Annotated in this window: 23 protein-coding genes; 3 read left to right on the forward strand and 20 right to left on the reverse strand. The window is 66.3% G+C overall.

Going from position 1 to position 15832, the window contains the following annotated elements; all coding sequences use genetic code 11:
- Positions 1 to 15: 15 nt before the first annotated feature.
- The 20 genes from EZ304_RS14220 to EZ304_RS14310 all read right to left on the reverse strand — a co-directional run bounded on the left by EZ304_RS14220 (position 16) and on the right by EZ304_RS14310 (position 14629).
- Complete coding sequence (locus EZ304_RS14220) at positions 16 to 519, reverse strand: phage major tail tube protein (protein ID WP_099553864.1); 504 nt, start codon at positions 517 to 519, stop codon at positions 16 to 18.
- A 2-nt stretch (positions 520 to 521) separates the two neighbouring features.
- Positions 522 to 1724: a phage tail sheath C-terminal domain-containing protein gene (locus EZ304_RS14225; protein WP_142807367.1), complete on the reverse strand. Its 1203-nt coding sequence runs from the start codon at positions 1722 to 1724 to the stop codon at positions 522 to 524.
- Between the two features lie 106 nt (positions 1725 to 1830).
- Positions 1831 to 2490 (reverse strand): hypothetical protein, encoded by a 660-nt coding sequence (locus tag EZ304_RS14230; protein ID WP_142807368.1) that lies wholly within the window; start codon positions 2488 to 2490, stop codon positions 1831 to 1833.
- 1 nt (position 2491) lies between these two features.
- On the reverse strand, positions 2492 to 4459 hold the full coding sequence (locus tag EZ304_RS14235) for a tail fiber domain-containing protein (RefSeq protein WP_142807369.1): 1968 nt from the start codon (positions 4457 to 4459) through the stop codon (positions 2492 to 2494).
- A gap of 7 nt (positions 4460 to 4466) precedes the next feature.
- Positions 4467 to 5009 carry a phage tail protein I gene (locus EZ304_RS14240; protein ID WP_260678438.1) on the reverse strand — a complete coding sequence of 181 codons (543 nt, stop codon included), beginning with the start codon at positions 5007 to 5009 and terminating at the stop codon, positions 4467 to 4469.
- Positions 5010 to 5238: 229 nt separating this feature from the next.
- A complete protein-coding gene (locus tag EZ304_RS14245; RefSeq protein ID WP_142807371.1) occupies positions 5239 to 6135 on the reverse strand; it encodes a baseplate assembly protein in 897 nt (298 codons plus the stop codon).
- A 2-nt stretch (positions 6136 to 6137) separates the two neighbouring features.
- Positions 6138 to 6476 carry a GPW/gp25 family protein gene (locus tag EZ304_RS14250; RefSeq protein ID WP_005408332.1) on the reverse strand — a complete coding sequence of 113 codons (339 nt, stop codon included), beginning with the start codon at positions 6474 to 6476 and terminating at the stop codon, positions 6138 to 6140.
- 52 nt (positions 6477 to 6528) lie between these two features.
- Complete coding sequence (locus EZ304_RS14255; RefSeq protein WP_142807372.1) at positions 6529 to 7119, reverse strand: phage baseplate assembly protein V; 591 nt, start codon at positions 7117 to 7119, stop codon at positions 6529 to 6531.
- The gene (locus EZ304_RS14260) at positions 7116 to 7670 is read right to left on the reverse strand and encodes a hypothetical protein (protein WP_142807374.1); all 555 of its coding nucleotides are present in this window, start codon (positions 7668 to 7670) and stop codon (positions 7116 to 7118) included. The genes EZ304_RS14255 and EZ304_RS14260 overlap by 4 nt, the downstream gene beginning before the upstream one ends.
- A gap of 117 nt (positions 7671 to 7787) precedes the next feature.
- Positions 7788 to 8099 (reverse strand): hypothetical protein, encoded by a 312-nt coding sequence (locus EZ304_RS20995; protein ID WP_158230222.1) that lies wholly within the window; start codon positions 8097 to 8099, stop codon positions 7788 to 7790.
- Positions 8023 to 8316, reverse strand: coding sequence for a hypothetical protein (locus EZ304_RS14265; protein WP_260678115.1), 294 nt, complete (start codon positions 8314 to 8316; stop codon positions 8023 to 8025). The genes EZ304_RS20995 and EZ304_RS14265 overlap by 77 nt, the downstream gene beginning before the upstream one ends.
- Before the next feature lie 80 nt (positions 8317 to 8396).
- Positions 8397 to 8882, reverse strand: coding sequence for a glycoside hydrolase family 24 protein (locus EZ304_RS14270; RefSeq protein ID WP_099553884.1), 486 nt, complete (start codon positions 8880 to 8882; stop codon positions 8397 to 8399).
- Positions 8879 to 9229, reverse strand: coding sequence for a hypothetical protein (locus tag EZ304_RS14275; protein ID WP_043033662.1), 351 nt, complete (start codon positions 9227 to 9229; stop codon positions 8879 to 8881). The genes EZ304_RS14270 and EZ304_RS14275 overlap by 4 nt, the downstream gene beginning before the upstream one ends.
- Positions 9226 to 9654, reverse strand: a complete 429-nt coding sequence (locus tag EZ304_RS14280) for a helix-turn-helix domain-containing protein (protein ID WP_260678116.1) — start codon at positions 9652 to 9654, stop codon at positions 9226 to 9228. The genes EZ304_RS14275 and EZ304_RS14280 overlap by 4 nt, the downstream gene beginning before the upstream one ends.
- Positions 9655 to 10009: 355 nt before the next feature.
- On the reverse strand, positions 10010 to 10393 hold the full coding sequence (locus EZ304_RS14285) for a hypothetical protein (protein ID WP_049444117.1): 384 nt from the start codon (positions 10391 to 10393) through the stop codon (positions 10010 to 10012).
- Between the two features lie 152 nt (positions 10394 to 10545).
- A complete protein-coding gene (locus EZ304_RS14290) occupies positions 10546 to 11184 on the reverse strand; it encodes a hypothetical protein (protein ID WP_142807378.1) in 639 nt (212 codons plus the stop codon).
- A gap of 41 nt (positions 11185 to 11225) precedes the next feature.
- On the reverse strand, positions 11226 to 11453 hold the full coding sequence (locus EZ304_RS14295; protein WP_142807379.1) for a hypothetical protein: 228 nt from the start codon (positions 11451 to 11453) through the stop codon (positions 11226 to 11228).
- A gap of 74 nt (positions 11454 to 11527) precedes the next feature.
- Complete coding sequence (locus EZ304_RS14300) at positions 11528 to 11803, reverse strand: DUF7696 family protein (RefSeq protein ID WP_142807380.1); 276 nt, start codon at positions 11801 to 11803, stop codon at positions 11528 to 11530.
- Positions 11804 to 14140: a VapE domain-containing protein gene (locus tag EZ304_RS14305; RefSeq protein WP_142807381.1), complete on the reverse strand. Its 2337-nt coding sequence runs from the start codon at positions 14138 to 14140 to the stop codon at positions 11804 to 11806.
- Between the two features lie 111 nt (positions 14141 to 14251).
- Positions 14252 to 14629, reverse strand: a complete 378-nt coding sequence (locus EZ304_RS14310) for a hypothetical protein (protein ID WP_142807382.1) — start codon at positions 14627 to 14629, stop codon at positions 14252 to 14254.
- Between EZ304_RS14310 and EZ304_RS14315 the strand changes: the two genes are divergently transcribed.
- From EZ304_RS14315 to EZ304_RS14325, 3 genes are all read left to right on the forward strand, one after another.
- Positions 14628 to 14852 carry a hypothetical protein gene (locus EZ304_RS14315; RefSeq protein WP_005408344.1) on the forward strand — a complete coding sequence of 75 codons (225 nt, stop codon included), beginning with the start codon at positions 14628 to 14630 and terminating at the stop codon, positions 14850 to 14852. The genes EZ304_RS14310 and EZ304_RS14315 overlap by 2 nt on opposite strands.
- 11 nt (positions 14853 to 14863) lie before the next feature.
- Positions 14864 to 15118: a hypothetical protein gene (locus EZ304_RS14320; RefSeq protein ID WP_005408345.1), complete on the forward strand. Its 255-nt coding sequence runs from the start codon at positions 14864 to 14866 to the stop codon at positions 15116 to 15118.
- A 211-nt stretch (positions 15119 to 15329) separates the two neighbouring features.
- Positions 15330 to 15716: a DUF2946 family protein gene (locus tag EZ304_RS14325; protein ID WP_142807383.1), complete on the forward strand. Its 387-nt coding sequence runs from the start codon at positions 15330 to 15332 to the stop codon at positions 15714 to 15716.
- The last annotated feature ends 116 nt before the right edge of the window (positions 15717 to 15832 follow it).

Here is a 15832-nt window from a genome sequence, read left to right on the forward strand (position 1 = left end):
CGGTACGGCGTGGGCTCAGATGCCCAGCGCGCCGCGGATGCCGGCCAGGACGTCGACGCCACCCTGGCGGGCGATCATGTTGACCACGTCGATCTCCTGCACGACCTGGGCGCCATGGGTCAGCTTGTAGTAGCTCAGCGCCAGGCTGACCTTGATCGTGCCTTTCTCGCCGACCTTGGTTTCACCACGGTCCAGCAGCTTCACCTTGCCGCGCATGTTGTGCACGACCTGGGTCACTTCGCCGTCGTCGCCTTCCAGCGCTTCGCGGGCGGTGAAGCCGTACTCCTTGCTCTCGATGACGTGGAACTTGGTCATGATCTCCGCGTCGTCCGAGGCGAACTCGACCTCGGCGGTGAGCTTTTCATGGCCGAGCACGATCTCGGTCGGGGCCAGCATGCCACCGGCCTGGAAGTCCTCGGTCTTCAGCGACAGCTTGGGGGCGGTGAAGGACATCACGCTGCCGGCATAACCCTTGCCGTCGACGTAGAAGTTGAAGTTTTTACGGATCTTGCGCGCCATGCTTAGAAGATCTCCGAGACGTAGTTGTTGTTCATGTGCATGCGGAAGGTCAGCTGCTCACCCGGGTAGGTCGGGGTGAAGTCGAAGTCCCAGTAGAAGCGGCCCTGGGCCACGCTGTCCGCTGCGTTCAGTTCGGGGTCGATCCAGCAGTTGCCGCCGAGGATCGCGCCCTGGGTTTTCAGGCCACGCAGGAAGGCATTGACGCCCTCGCGCACGTCATCGACGTAGGTCTTGCTGATGCCGCGATCGACGGCCCACAGGTGGGCGGCTTCCAGGCTGTCGGCGATGATGTCGGCGGTGCGCACCACGCACAGGAACTGCCACTTCGGGTCGATGCTGGTGGTGCGGTTGCCCCACAGGCGGAAGCCCCCTTCGCGGATGACCGTCGCCACGTTGGCCTGGTTCAGCAGGTTGGCGCGGCTGGTGGCATCGGACAGGCCGAAGTCGATCGCACGCGCGGTACCGACCACGCCGTTGAGTTCCAGGTTCGACGGCGACGCCCACCAGCCGCGCTCGTTGTCGCTGCGGGCGATGGCACCGGCCGCGGCACCGGAGGCATAGCGGGTGACGATGGCATCACCGGACTGCACCAGCAGTGCCGGGTCGACCACGTAGACACGCTTGGAGCCGGTCAGGGCGGCGGTGGACTTGGCAGCGTCGTCGTTGCTGTTCGGGCCATCCTTGATGATCACTGCGCGCAGCTTGTCGGCAATGCCGAGCAGTTCCGCTACGACCGGGTTGGCCAGCACGGCCTCCGGCTTGGCCGGGTCGGTAGGGTGCACATGGGTGAAGCCGGGTGCGACCAGGATGCGCGGCTTGACGCCGACGATGGACTTGGCGGCCAGCAGTGCATGCACGCCTTCGTAGGCGCCGGTCTGGGCGTTCACGCCGCCCAGCACGTTGGCCAGGGTGGCGCTTTCGTTGGCACCATTCTCGACGCGGATGACGACGACCACGGCACTGGACTGGTCGAAGATCGCGTCGAGCGCACCGGGCAGGGTGCCAGCATCGGTGCCAGTGGTGGCCGACAGCTTGGCGGCCTGCGACGGCGAGGTCACCAGGACGGGCGTGTTGATGGGGAACGCTTCGGTGTCAGCCAGCGGCGCGGTGCCGACGATGCCGATCACGCTGCTGGAGGCGATGGCAATCGAGCGGGCACCGGTATCGATGTTGACGACCTGTACGCCATGGAGAAATTCGGTCATTCGGGGTTCTTCCTCGGTGTGGGTGTGTGCCGGCTTGTGCAGGCGACGGGGTAATGTTCGGAGAATGTGGTTGTCGGGATAATTGCAGCGGTGGCCCGCTGATCGATCAGACCCAGCCGGAGGCGCTGACTCTGGCGCTGAAGGTTGAAACCTGGGCGATACCCCCGGCACGGCGCAGCGCGACGGAAATGCTGACGCTGTCTGATTCGTAGCTGGCCGACTTGGCAGGGACGCTGATCGACACGCCTGCCGATGGTGCCGCCGATGCCGGAACGAACGAGGGAGCACTGGTGCTGAAAGAGGCTTTCGCGGGCGTGGAACCGGTGATCTGCACTTCGTACTCGGAAACGCTTGCACCTGCCGGAAGCCACTGGCCCGACGCTGCTACTGAGCTGCCTCCATTGCCGCCACCGGCGACGCCTGTGCGGATGGCATAGGTGCCGTCGGCATACATCAGGATCGAGACGGTTGCCGACACGGAGCCGGTGGAGTTGGTTTTGGCGCCATTGCTTGCCGAGTAGCCCTTGCCATGGAACGGTAGCCTGTAGGTGGCGCTGCCGCGGGCCGCCCACAGGTTGGATACGTCCATGCCGTTGATGCGATGGCCTACGTCGGCACGTTTGCTGCCGTACTGGATGTGCGCGTAGCGGCGGCTCAGGTCGGTGCCGCCGATACGGCGGCCCGAATCCTGTGCAAGTGGACCTTCGACGTACGGATCGAACAGGTCGTCAAAGTCGACACCGGAAGAGCGATATCCGCTGGGCATGTCAGCGCTCCGCTTTCAGTGCGCGCACTTCGGCGGCCAGCTCCTGGATGGCCTTGGCCATCACCGGCAGCAGCTGGTCGAGCTTGACCGATGCCACGCGCTCGCCCTGGAACTCGACACCTTCCAGGTCGACCGCTTCCGGCACCAGTTCGGCCAGCTGCTCGGCGACGAAGAACAGGCGGCGGCGACCGTCGTCGTTGTACTCGGGCTTGTAGTGGCCGGCGGCCAGTTCCATTTTTTCTACAACAGCCAGGCCGTAGGAAAGTTCGCCATCGATGTTCTTCAGCTTGCGCGAAGAGCCAATATCGAAGCCGCCGGCTGTCCAGAGAGCCCCGGCGGCACTCAGCTGTAGCCGATCCACTTGCGCGGTGGACGACCAGATCCGGAACACGTTGTCCGTGTTGTAGATATGGAACTCTTGATTCGAGTTCCCACGGTCCTTGATGATGAATGCGGCATTGCCACCTGCGGAAGTGACGCCGCCGACGAATGTGTTCTCCCGGTACTGGACATTGCTGAAGCTTGCCCGCTGCGTCGGAGTTCCTCCGGTGAAGTCGTAGGAGTAAAGCGAAAGTGCTGCGTCGCTCTCCATGGCGGTGGCCCAACGGGTCACGTTGTTGGCCCAGCCGAACCGCTGATGTACGACCTGGGTGCTGCCCTGGCCCACGTACATGTTCAGCGCGCCGCTCATGATGTCGCCGGCTTTGCTTATCTTGCTTGCTGGATCGAAATTGCCGCTGGTCCAGACAGTGCCGCCCGCGTTGAGCATGGCGGTGTATCCGCCTGCCGCATTGGCGAAAGTGAAGTTCGACCCGTTCTTGAAGATGTAGGAATTGGTGTCCCCGAGCACGAGCACGCCGTCGTTGGCAACTCCATTCCATCCATAGGAACGAAGCGAGTTTCCATTTACGGCGACGTGTCCGGTGAACGTCCCGCCACTCTTATCCATCTTCGTGTCGGGCGCGAAGTTCCCGGCGTGCCACATCGCCGAGCCGTTCCAGCGCGGCACGTCATTGTGTGCGATGGTCAGTTCGCCTGCGGCGGTCCGGCCGGCATTCCATGACCTCCAGGTCGACTTGCCCTCCCAGGCCCCGATGTACGCGGTTTCCGCGCCGTACTTGCCGAAGCCAAGAAGCGGGTATGTGCCACCAATGAACTGCTGGTCGCGGAAGTCATTACGCGACAGGTTGGCCTTGTCGTTGATCGCCTCCTGCAGCCCGGTCACATCAGCAATCACATGCTTGTGGCCCACGGTGGCGAAGTCACCGGCCAGGGCGAACTCGGAGGCGTGCTTGCCGTCCAGGGTGTCGGCGTCCAGGCCGTTGCCATGCCCGGTGTCCTTCAGTGCGGCACTCTTCAGCTCCAGCGCCGTGCGGGCCGCGCTGGTGTTCGCCGCAGACAGCAGTGTCTTCGCCAGCGCGGTCGGGGTGCTGGCGCCGAAGCGCTTGTCGGTGTAAGCGCGCACGCCACGCGGGGTAACTGCGCGCTGGGTGTCGGTCGCATCTTCGGCTTCGGTGCTGGTGGCCAGCTCGACCACGCCGACCACCTCGGTGGTGGCGGGTGGATAAAGGAAGCCGGCATCGCCGAACTGGATCTGCGTCGTGTCGATCCCGCTGAAGCGGGTATCGGTGGCCAGCAGCAGCATCGACGCGGCCGACTTCTCCATGATCGGATCGGCCTGGCCGTAGCTGGCGAACAGGGTGCCGTCGGCCAGGTACAGGCCGAAGCCGCGCAGCGTGTAGGAGGTGGCGCTGTCGTCGCGGATGGTGACGTGCACGGTGTCATCGCCCACCGCCTGGCCGCCGAAGGTGGCGACGCGCTTGATCTCGCCGGGCAGTGCGGTGAGCCCCGCCGAAGGCACGAAGGCAGTCGAGGTCAGGCCGATCTGGGTGATCAGGACGGCGTTGGTGCCGGTGTTCGGCGGATTGACCAGCTTGGCGAAGCCGGCATCGGTGATTTTCAAGCGCATGCGGGGGTTACTCTCCGATCAGTTGAAGGCGGCGGAAGGCCGTGGCGTGGGCGGCTGCTAGTGCGCCGACGGCGGCGTCGGCCTGCATGCCCTGGGTAAAGGTGAAATGCGAGCGCACCGGCTTGGTCCGGGTGATTTCGCCGATGACGTCCTCGACGAACATCGCCGTGGCGGACTGGCCATCCTGGTTGGCGATGGTCATCACCGCTTCGAAGGTGTGCGGCGCGCCCTTGGGCTGCAGCTGCCACCACTCGCGGATCAGCACCGAGCCGCCGAAGGCGGCCACCACGTCGCGCACGCTGCCGGCGGTGCCCTTGCGTCGCTGGATGGCGATGGCCGTACGTACCCGGGCGCGCTTCACGGCTTCGGGCCAGTAGGCCTTCCATTCGTCCACCGACAGCGCCCAGGTCAGCCAGGGCAGCAGTGCGGTCGGACAGCGGTCGGCATCCCACAGCGCGGTGATGTCCACCGGCAACGGACGTGCAACGATGGCGCGGGCAAGCGCGCGCTCGGCGTGGGTGGCGTTGGCGGGAAGCAGGTTCGCCGCCAAGGGCACCACCACCTGGGCGTCACCATCGATGATCTCGCCGGGCGCCGGTGCAGCGGCCAGGGTGACCCTGCTGCCGTCGATGACGGCGCCCTGCAGCAGCTGCCGGCCGTGCGCATCGGTGCGGAATACCGACTGCAGGCTCGCCAGCGCGCCGCCGGGGTGGCGGAAGGTGCGGTTGCGGCCATCGATCGCGCCGCGCAGGCGCGCGTTGATCAGGCGCGTGCTCGGCTCATTCATCGGTGCCGCCGTGGGTCAGGGTCACGCCGGTGCAGTGCGTGGCCTGGGTTCGGTCCACCACCACATCTGCAGCCGGACGGACGATCTCCACGCGCTGCACGCCCTCGGCATGCAATGCGGCGAACAACCCCGAACGGGTGACATCGCGGCCGAGACGATGTGACTCGCTGATGTAGCGGTCCAGGCGGGTGCGTGCTTCGGCAAGCACGACCTGTGAATCCGGGCCGGCAAAGGTGAACAGCGTGGCGTCGACCGTGTAGTTGACGATCGTGGCCGGCTTCACCAGCACGTGGTCGGTCAGCGGTCGCACATCATCCGCGCTCAGCTTCGCCTCGACGATGTCGGGCAGGCCCTGGGTGGCGGTTCCATCCGCTTCGCGCGACAGCACCGAGACCACCACTTCGCCGGGGCCGGGACTGGTCGCACTGGCGTCGAGCACGCGCGGGTCCGCGCTCAGCGCATGGAATACATAGGCACCCTCCGGCCCTGCCACGCTGAATCCTTCCGGGCCCAGCTGGATGCGGCGGCGGAAGTCCTCATCGCTCTCATATCGCGGTGGAATGCCTTCCTGCGGTTTGCCCGGGTCGAGCACCTGGCGGACGACGCCGAAGATCGCGGCGAGGTGGTCCAGGTCGCTGCCACCGGCATACGCCAGCATCACACCACGCGCGGCGTCGTTGACGCGCTGGCGATCGAGCAGGCGCAGGTAGGTGCAGACCTCCAGGATCTTGAAGGCCGGGTCCGACGGCAGCAGCGCGTCGAAAGTGGGATCCAGGGCCTGCAGTGCGGTCAGCGATTCATCGAACATGGCTTCGAAATCGAGCACTTCGATGACCGCCGGTGCAGGCAGCTGGGACAGGTTGACACTGGTGAACGAGCCGGATGCCACGGTTAGCGAACCTCGATTCCTTCGATGGTGATGGCCTCGCCGTCCGGCAGGTGGATCCCGGTCACTGCCAGGATCATCACGCCGGGGGCGGGGAGGGAGACGTCGACGTTCTCGACGTGGAGACGCGGTTCCCATCGCGCCAGCGCGTCGACGGTGGCCGCGATCAGGTCCATGCGCAGCGAGCGGTTGGTCGGCGCATCGATCAGTTCAAACACGCGTGAACCGTATTCGCGGCGCAGTACGCGGGAGCCAAGGGGCGTGGTGAGGATGTCACGCACGGACTGGTGGAGATGGGCGAGCCCATCCAGTGATTTGCCGGTGTTGGCGTCGATTCCTCGCATGGCCTCTATCGTCGTGGAGTGCGGGTTTTCAGGGCATTGCAGGCGTGGCCGCTCAGGCCTGGGCCGGCGTGGTCGGGGCGGTTGGGCCCTGTGCGGTGTGCTTGTGTGCCTTCAGACCGATGGCGCCAGCCTTGATCTCGCCCGGTGTGCTGATGTCCTTGCCAGCGCTGATCGCGCCGCTGACATCCAGATCGCCGGTCGCCTTGATCAAGGGCGTATCGAGCACGATCGATTCGCTGGCGATCACCTGTGCATTCGCACAGGTGACGATGACCTTGCCGCTGCCGACATGGACGTTGAGCGTGGTGGTTTCCTGGTCGTATTCGACGCTGCTGCCGTCGGCGAACTCGGTGCGTTGCCGCAGGCGCGAGTCGGCCGGCGGCGGAAAGCGGTCCTGGTACAGGCTGCCGAGTACCAGTGCCTGGCCGGGGTCGCCGTAGGGGCACGCCAGCACGACCTGCTCGCCCGGTTCGGGCGCGCACCAGCTGCGCATGCCTGGTCCGGCGCGGCGCTCCAGCCAGGGAATCCAGCCGGTAAGCATGCCGTCGGCATCGACGCGAACGCGCCCGTTCGCTTCGTCCAGCTCGCGTACCACACCGATCATCAGCAGGTTGCCGATCAACCGCGCGTGTTCGGCGCTCATCGTGCGCGCTCCGGCAACGGCAGGTAGCGGGACTCATGGGCGCGGCCGATCTCCGGCGCGAAGCTGTAGGACGCCTGCGGCACCACGCCACCGGCGTCGTCCCACGGGTTGTCGCCCAGTGCGATCGGCAGCGACCACTCGACGATCCAGGTGCGCAGGCCCGGCTGTGCTGCCGCTGGGTCTTCGGGCAATGCCGCGATCACATCGATCGCGCCGCTGGCAACGCCGGGAAAGCGGCCGAGCTGGTGCAGCCAGGTCGCGAGGGCGAGGGCCGCGTTGCGTAGCTGAAGCGCGGCGGTTGCATCGGTTGCCGGCAGCGCAATGCGTGCTTCGAAGCGCAACGTGGCCTGCAGAAGGCCACTGCCATCATTGTTTTCCCTGCTGCGGTCACAGCGGGTCATCGCCAGCAGGCAGGCCGGCAGGGGCATCCCCTCAGCGCTGGCGTCGCGATGGAATTCAACGCTTGCAAACCCCGGAAAGCGTGCGCGGATTGCGGCTTCGATCGCAGCAACCAGTGGATCGAGCGTAGGAGGGAAGGGATCGTTCGCCATGTCAGCTCATGCAGGGAAAGGAAGAAGGGCGTGGCCTGTGCGGCGCGCGCGGTCTGCAGCCAGTGTTGCCATCACCGCAGTGGGGTGGCATTGCAGGCGTGGCCGTATCCGGCAGGCTCAGTGCGCGGGAGTGGCGCTGCTGCTGCAGTCGGCAGGTGCTGCCGGCGCGGCGCCATTGATGGTGATGCCGCGCTGGTTGCCGAGGCTGCACAGCAGCGCACTCAGCTGGTCGGCCAGCGCGTGGTACTGCTGTGCGACGGCAACGTGATTGCGCAGCAGCGCGTCATCGCTGGCCGCGTGCAGGTCCGGCAGGCGGGAAGGGGGAAGCAGCTGGGCAGGTGCGATGCTGAGATCAGCGCGGCAGGGCGTGGCCGGCGTTGGCCTCGCGCCAGATGCGCACGAACTCAGCGTCAGCGTCGCCGCGATCACGACCAGGAGTCTTGGCATGGGTCTCGATGTCCCGTTGCAGGGTGTTGAACTGTTCGGTGCGCCGGGCCTGCTGGGCCAGGCGCTGTGATTCGGCCTGCGCGCCTGCGGCGCTGTTGGCGAGGGCCTGCTGGTGCGCGCGCTGGGCTGCATCGGTGCGGGCCGCCTGCTGCGCTGCCCGGGTGGTGGCAGCGGCAAGGTCCGCGCTGCGGTCGCGCAAGGTCCATCCCAGCCAGGCGCAGCTCGCGTGGCTGCCGGCAAGGACCAGCAGTCCGATGCCCAGCTTCAGTGCCCCGGGTGTCACTGCAGGGCTCCGCCGGCGGCACGGTAGGCCGCGCGTAGCGTTTCCAGTGCGTGCTCCTTCTGCCCGTAGCCGGCGCCTGGCAGCGACGCCCAGATGCGTCGTGCCGCGGTGACGGCAGCATCGAAGCGTCCCAGCCGGATCAGCTCGTAGGCACCGCATTGTTTCAACAGGGCGACCGCCGCACGGTCCTGCGAGACCGGGCCGAAGTCGGGCAGGCCCAGGCGTGCGCGCAGGTCGTCCCAGGTGCTGCGCAGGAACTGGTAGCGGCCGGCGGCGCTGGATTTGATGCCATAGCGCGGCAGCGACACCAGCACGCGGGGATGGTCGCGGTAGTCGGTGAACAGCTGGCCGCCGACGATGACGTCGTAGCCGTGGTCACGTGAGCGCTGGCCCGGAATGTCGGTGCCTTCGGACACGGCCAGCATGTCCAGGAACGCAGCGACGTTGGTGCCACCGAGGGCGCTGGCGGCGGCGACGGTCATGCGGCCGCTCCTGGTTGCTTGCGAACCAGGGCCAGCAGGGCGTCTATCTGTACGCTCTGCTGGGCGATCTGTGCACGCAGGGCGCTGACCTCACCGCGCAGCTGCCCGATCTCCTGCGCCATTGCCTCGCGTTCGTGCATCAGTCCATCGGCGCGTGTACGTTCGGCTGCGAGTTGTTCCTGCAGGGTGCGCAGGGTGTTGCTGGTGGCTTCGTCAGCGGTGCGGTCGACCTTGGCCGACGACAGCCACTGGCGCAACCACAACGACACCGCGATCAGCACGCCCGAGGTCCCGCCCAGGTACTTGGCCCAATCCGGCACGCCCGCCAGCAGGTCGCTCTCGTTCATGCGCGTGCGTACCCCTTGAGCAGGGCCGGATGGACCGCCTGTGGCAGCGCGGTGCGCGCACCGCGCAGGGCGCGCTTGATGGTGGTCTGTGAGACGCCGAACTCACGCGCGACATGGTCGCGCGGCATGCCGCTGGCGACCGCGCGGGCGATCTGCTCACGGCGTTCGTGCGCGCCGGCAGCGAAGCAGGACGCCAGGAACAACAGTTCGCCGCCGAAGTGCGCGACCAGCCGCCGGGCGGCGTCGTGGCCAAGGATGTCGATCAGCCGATGCTGGTCGGGCAGGGTGGAGGGGACGTAGACGATGACGCGGTGACGGCCGGTGGTGCTGGAGGTGGTCGGCGGCCACGCACGCACCAGCGTAAGGGCTGCGGATTCGCCGATGACCTCGGCCAGGGTCTGGATACTGTCGGGCAGGGCGTTCATGGAGGATGTCTTCAGTGGCATTGATCTCCACTGTTGCCATCCCGCCTGTCCAGTCAACACCTTTCATCTACTTTTATATCGGTGCGCTGAAGACGTTCAGTCGTGCGCGAGGACGGGTGAGGAGTACGACACGCCTGCTTGCAGTGCGCCGTATCCACTTGCACTGGCTGCTGATGTTTTCCTGTAGATCCGTACTCGCTGTCCTCACCTGGCAGGAACAGAGGCAGATCAAGGGGATGGGGCAGGTACAGGGTGAGGACGGCCCCCCGCCGCATGGCCTCATGCGCCGTGTACTGGCCGGAAACAAAAAAGCCCCGGACGATGCCGGGGCTTCAGGACTGCAGGAGGCGCTGGATCAAAGATCGAATACCAGGTTGCCGCCGGTCTTGCGGGGGATGTACCCGGCGTCGCGCAGCCAGCGTGCCGCGTTGACCTGGTCCATGCGCTTGACCGGGAAGCGGTTGGCGAACATCAGGAAGCGCGCCACGGTGATCGACTCGCCCTTGCCCTTCAGGGCCGCGAGGGTTTCGACGAACCATGGCGCGGGCGGTTGCTGGTTGCCCGGGCGGGCCACGGTACGCGCCTGCTGGGCGCTGCCAGCGCCTGCCCGGGCAGTGGCCAGCGTGCACAGCGAGATGAAGATCGCATCCAGGCTCACGTTGTCCTTGCTGCCCTTGGGCTGGGACTTGAACAACTCGATGGCCTTCAGGCGCGTCGACGTGAACTGTTCGACCTCCATGGCGTTTCCTCTTTGCGAAATGGGTTGGGGATGCAGGGTGACGACAGGTGTCGTCGGTGATGGGGGATGACCTTACATCATTTTCGCCGATGATGGGTCGTGGCCTGCGGTGGGTTCAGCGGATGGGGCGGGTAGCGGGTCCTGTTTACGGATCAGATCACACCGCGTGCAAGCAGCTGGTCCAGCGATCTGCGGACCAGATCGGCCGGGGTACCGTCGTTGTCGACTTCGATGTCGACCAGTTCATGCGGCAGCGGCTGCTCGCTGGCATGAGGGTCGCTGCTGCAATGGCCCGGGCGGTTGACGCGGATCACGACACCACCACGACGCCGGATCGCGCGGGCCTCATTGGCGAAGCGGACGTCGGGTACCAGCCCGCCCTCGGGCAGGCGTGCGAACAGCGAGCGTACCCACAGTTCGGGATGGACGCGGTTACGCCCCCATTCGGTACCGGCGGCCTGCATCAGGTGGCGCGGGGTGAGTTCGGCCAGCCAGTCGATGGCGTCCTCCTTGCGGCGGTCCAGTTCGTGCAGGGAGAGCCCAAGGAGAGAGGCGACGAACTGCCGCAGTGGGGCCGCGAAGCTGTCGCGTGGCAGCGCCAACGCCGATGCGAGTCCATTGGCGAGTGTGTCCTTGCCCGAGCGCTTGCTGCCGGCGATGCCGATGTAGAGCGGTACACGTGCGCGCGGCGCCGGCCGCAGGGCGATGCTGCCCAGTGCAGGGCCGGCACGGAACGCGGCCAGTGTGTCGGCAATCATGCGATGACCGCTGTCGAGGGAGGCGGGAATCATGCGGAATCTACTCCTGGAGAAATGCGGCAGGTGCCGGAGGATCAGGAATCGCGGCCGGCGAGGCTGCGGGCGCGGAGGATGCGCTGGGTGATGCGACCACCCCGGGCCGCCGCGGCGATCGGGTCAAAGCACAGCATGGCGGTGCGGGTACGTCGGCCGGCAGCAAGGTGGTCGCGGATGGTCCGCCCGGACAGCACCGGTACCCGCTGATGGATCTGCTGCACGGTCAGCTGCTCACCTTCGAAGGCATGCAGTCGGGGATGAGGCATGGCGGAAGCGCTCCTGGAAGGTGGCGGGCCGATACAGCCATCTTGCCTCTGTAGATGGTCTCCGTCAACACCTTTCATCCACTTTCATCGTGGCGTGGTCGGCCGGACGGGCTGGCGGTCCACAGCCGCAATGCCGCTGCTGCCAGGCGCTCGCGCTCAACCGCGCCGCGTGCCGCCAGGACACCCTCGAGATACTGCTGGCGATGTCGGCGCGGACTGACCGCCGTCCAGCGCCCGTCGTTGCCCATGCGCCGGTAGCCGTCCAGTTGCAGCAGGCGACGTGCTTCGCAGTGCAGGCGCCAGTCGTCGCTGCTGCTGTCAACGTCGCGACCATCATGGATGCGTGGCATCTAGAACGGGCCTGCCGCATGCTCGGCGAGACTGCGTCTGCGCTCTGGCATCAGCCAGACCTTGGCACGCTCCTTGCCCACCACGCGGGTGCGTACGCCATGGCGTTTGACCACGTAGGCGGCGGCCTCGTTCACCTCGCGACGGTTGGGCTTGTCGATGCCCACCGCGATGACGATCTCGGTGGCGCGGTAATGCGCGCTCCAGTGTTCGGCAGGGAGCGACCAGTCGAAATGGCGATCGATCAGTTCGGCGATCGGCGAGATGGGTTCGTGTTCGCTGTTGGTGGCATTCAGCGCATCCAGTTCCTCGGCACTCAAGTGCCAGGTCTCGCCGCCGCAGTACAACGCATGGGCCTCTGCCCAGACCTGCTGCATGTCGATCCGCGCCGGTTCGCCCAACGCTACGGCATGCACGGTCCACCAGCGGGTGTTGCCGGTGGCATCGCGCAGGAAGCGTTCGTCGTTGACACTGGCAAACAGGATGGTGCGCCGTGCATAGCGGGATTCGGTGCGCGCGTAGGGGCGGCGGATCTCGTCATGGCTGCGCGAGATGAATGATTTCAGCGCCGCGATATCGGTACGGCGGAAGGTGGCATCGACTTCGCCCAGTTCGACGATCCACTTGGAGATGACCTGCTTGACGCTGTCCTTGTTGGCCGGATCGAGCACGACCCCGTCAGCGATCAGTTGCAGCTCCGCCGGCGCCAGTTGCCGTGCCCAGCGCGTCTTGCCCAGGTTCTGTTTCGAGACGAACGTCAGCACGCCACGCGCGACCACGCCATCGGGCTCAAAGGCGGCCGCCACGCCGGAAATCAGCCAGCGCCGCATCAGGACCTCCTTCAGCACGCGGCCGTCGGCCATGCGCGTGGGCTGGGCTTCCTGCACGGTGTCGAAGAACGCCTGCAGGCGGGTCTGGCCATCCCACGGCCGTGAGGTGATCCAGCTGGCGACGGGATTGTAGGGATTGGCTTCGGCCACCTGGCACAGGTTGGTCTCGAAGCTGGCGGTGGCCATGCCGGCGCGGTGCATGCAATCCATCACTTCGCCAGCCGCGACCTCCTTGGCGTTGTCCACGGTCGTCTGCAGCCCAGGGACCAGGATTTCCAGATCCTTGCGGATGACGTTGTAGCGCACGGTCACACCGGTACGGCGGCACAGCTCGGCCAGGTTGCGGGCCGTTGGCAACGGCCGCCCGCGCGCGCTGGTGTCGGGAAACGGGGTGAAGGCATCGAATGCGGACAGGTTGCCAGGCACCTGGTAGCGCGCGCTGGCCGATGACGGCGCATCGTCCCGCACCACGTCGTCGCCTGCCGCGGGCGGCGCGGGAGGCAACAGCTGGATACGCACGGCGTCCAGCCCTTCACGCAGATGCAGGTCGTTGAAGTCGGTAGGACGGTCATCATCGCCATGCAGCGCAGCGAACTCGGGCCAGACCACGCGGGCATCGATGTCTGCAGCGGTCCGCGTGGCCAGAGTGACGCCAGGGTTGTCCAGTGGCTGCCGCGTCCACTGATCGTTGTCGGCACATAGCACGAACGACGCGTCCGGCATGGCGCCGCGCCAGGCCTGGCCGACCGGGCCGAGGTTGCCCGCATCCCAAGCCACTACCACACACCAGCCGGTGGCCTGGTGGATGGATTCGGCCGTGGCGTAACCTTCTGCAATGGCGATCGGCTGGCCGGGGACCGGCTTGCCGATGACATGGAAGCAGCCCTGCTTGCGGCCACCGGAAAGAAAGTCCTTGTCGCGTCCGAGTGCCGGATCCATGCGTGGAAAGATCGCCTGCAGCGAGACAACCCGGCCCGCACTGTTCATCACCGGTACCAGCAGGGCATTGTCGATGTGGCGGAAGACCAGCCCATCGCTGTTGCGCACCGGCCATGGCGCCACACGCAGGCCATGTGCGTGGATGCCCTTGCGTACGAGATAGGGATGGTGGGCATCCGCGGGAATGGCGCGGTTCCACAGCACGTTGGCCACCTTGGCGGCGGCGTCCTCGCGCTCGCGCTGATCCCGTTCGCGCGCGCTGCGGGCCGCCTCCTGGCGTTGCCGGATGGCACGCTGCTCGGCGGCGCTCAACGCGGTCGGCGATTTCGCGCACCAGGCATGGCGGACGCCGGTCCGCCAGCTGCCGAACTCGCCGGCCGGCACGTGGTCGCCAAACAATACAGCCCAACCATTGCGTGAGCCACGACGGTCGCCTTCCACATGGAAACGCACCAGCGTGCCATCGGCGTTGAGCGCGTCGCGGCCGCGCGCGTCCGGCACGATACCGTGCGCGTGCATGGCCTGCAGGAACGCGGGAACGATGTCCTGCGTGGGATGCGGTGTGTGCATTCGACGGGGCCCCTGGGAACGTGGATCGGTCCACGGCGGCCGATGGCGGCCAACGTGCTGTGCAGTACCTGGCGTGTGCAGGCCACGCAGCGGCCGACCGACGCAGTGTGGTCAGGATGTGATGGAGGTGGTGACACGGTCATGGTGTCGGAATGGAGGTTCAATTGCAACACCTTCCAGCACCTTGCATCCCCGGTCGCGAACAGGCCGGCCGGTACTCGTTGGATCTGTGATGACGATCCGCAGATTGCTGTGGTCGCGCCGGTGCGTCGCAGTTGGCGAGAACCGGTTTTCGGATGATGCGATCGCCGTCAGCGACGGCCCTTTGTTTCTCTCCATCGCGCCTTCGGGCGCCCGTGCACAAGGAGCCTGCATGCCTGAAATCCACTGCAACCACGAACACCAATCCGCCGCGGAATCCACGTCGTTGACGGTCGTTGCGACGTTCTCAATCGGTGCGACCACCCCTCGATAAAATACAACCCGCATGACGGACACCATCGACGAAGCGCAGGAAATGGAAGCGCGCCACCTGCAACGCGCCCTGGCCCAGCACGCAACGCGGGCCAGCAACGTTGCCCCTCTCACTCCCATGGGGGAATGCCACAACCCAGACTGCAGCGAAGACTTCGACAACGATCCGGCAAGGCTGTTCTGTGGGCCTGCCTGTGCCGAGCGTTTCGAAGCCATCCATCAACACCGCAACGCATAGGAACAGGGGACATGTCTCTGAACAGCAACGACGCTGGCTTCACCGAACGCATCGCCGGTCTATCGGCCGAGCTCGCCGTGCTGGTGAGCCTGGTGGAGAACCACATCCATCTGCAGCTGGCTGATCTGGCCGACTCGGGTGATGTGGATGCACAGGAGCGATTCGCGGTAGCCGATCCGGAGCGCTGGTTGGAGAACGCCCGCAACAGCCTGCAGGCGGGTGTCATGTTCCTGGAGCGCGCGGTGCAGCAGCCGGCGCGGTTCTAGTCATCCGGTGCGGGGGCGGAAGGGGCCGGCCAGGCTGCCTTCCGTCCCCCTCGGGCAGTGGACGATCCCCCGCGCTGGAGGCTGCGTCATAACGTCGCACTGGCCGCCGGGCAACCCTGAACGTGGTCCAAGGTTGACCGCAGGCCCGTAGAATGGCCGGGTGCGTCGTTCTGTCCTCCACCGCCGGTTCCAGACCCTGGCATGGCTAGCCATGCTGCTGGTGCTGCTTGCCCCGCTGGTGAGCCGCTGGCTGGCGCATGGTCACGTTGCAGCGGCTGTGCCGGTAGCGGCGATGGACCATTCCCAGCATGCGCAGCATGCGATGGAGGGCCATCACGACCACCACGCGATGGCGATGCAGCAGGGCGAGGTCGCAAAGAAGCCGCCCGCCGATCCACACGCCGAGCATGAGATGGGCGTGGACTGCGACTACTGCCTGATCGCCGCGCGGCTGATCACCCTGCTGGTGGCGGCATTGCTGCTGTTGGCACCGATGGTATCGATATGCCGTGCGCTGCGTGGTGCAGTGCAGGCGTTGCCGCAGCGGGTCAGCGGCACATTGGGAGCACGCGGGCCACCGGCCATCATGGCTGCCTGAGCCACACGCGCGGTGCATTGATCGTTTTTCATGAGGTTGCCGGCCACGGCCGGTGCCCGCACGCGCGTGTCTGTCCCTTTCTGATTGCTGCCCTGCCATTGCAGGGTGGCCTTGCA

Source organism: Stenotrophomonas maltophilia (genome assembly GCF_006974125.1).
GTDB lineage: Bacteria > Pseudomonadota > Gammaproteobacteria > Xanthomonadales > Xanthomonadaceae > Stenotrophomonas > Stenotrophomonas maltophilia_O.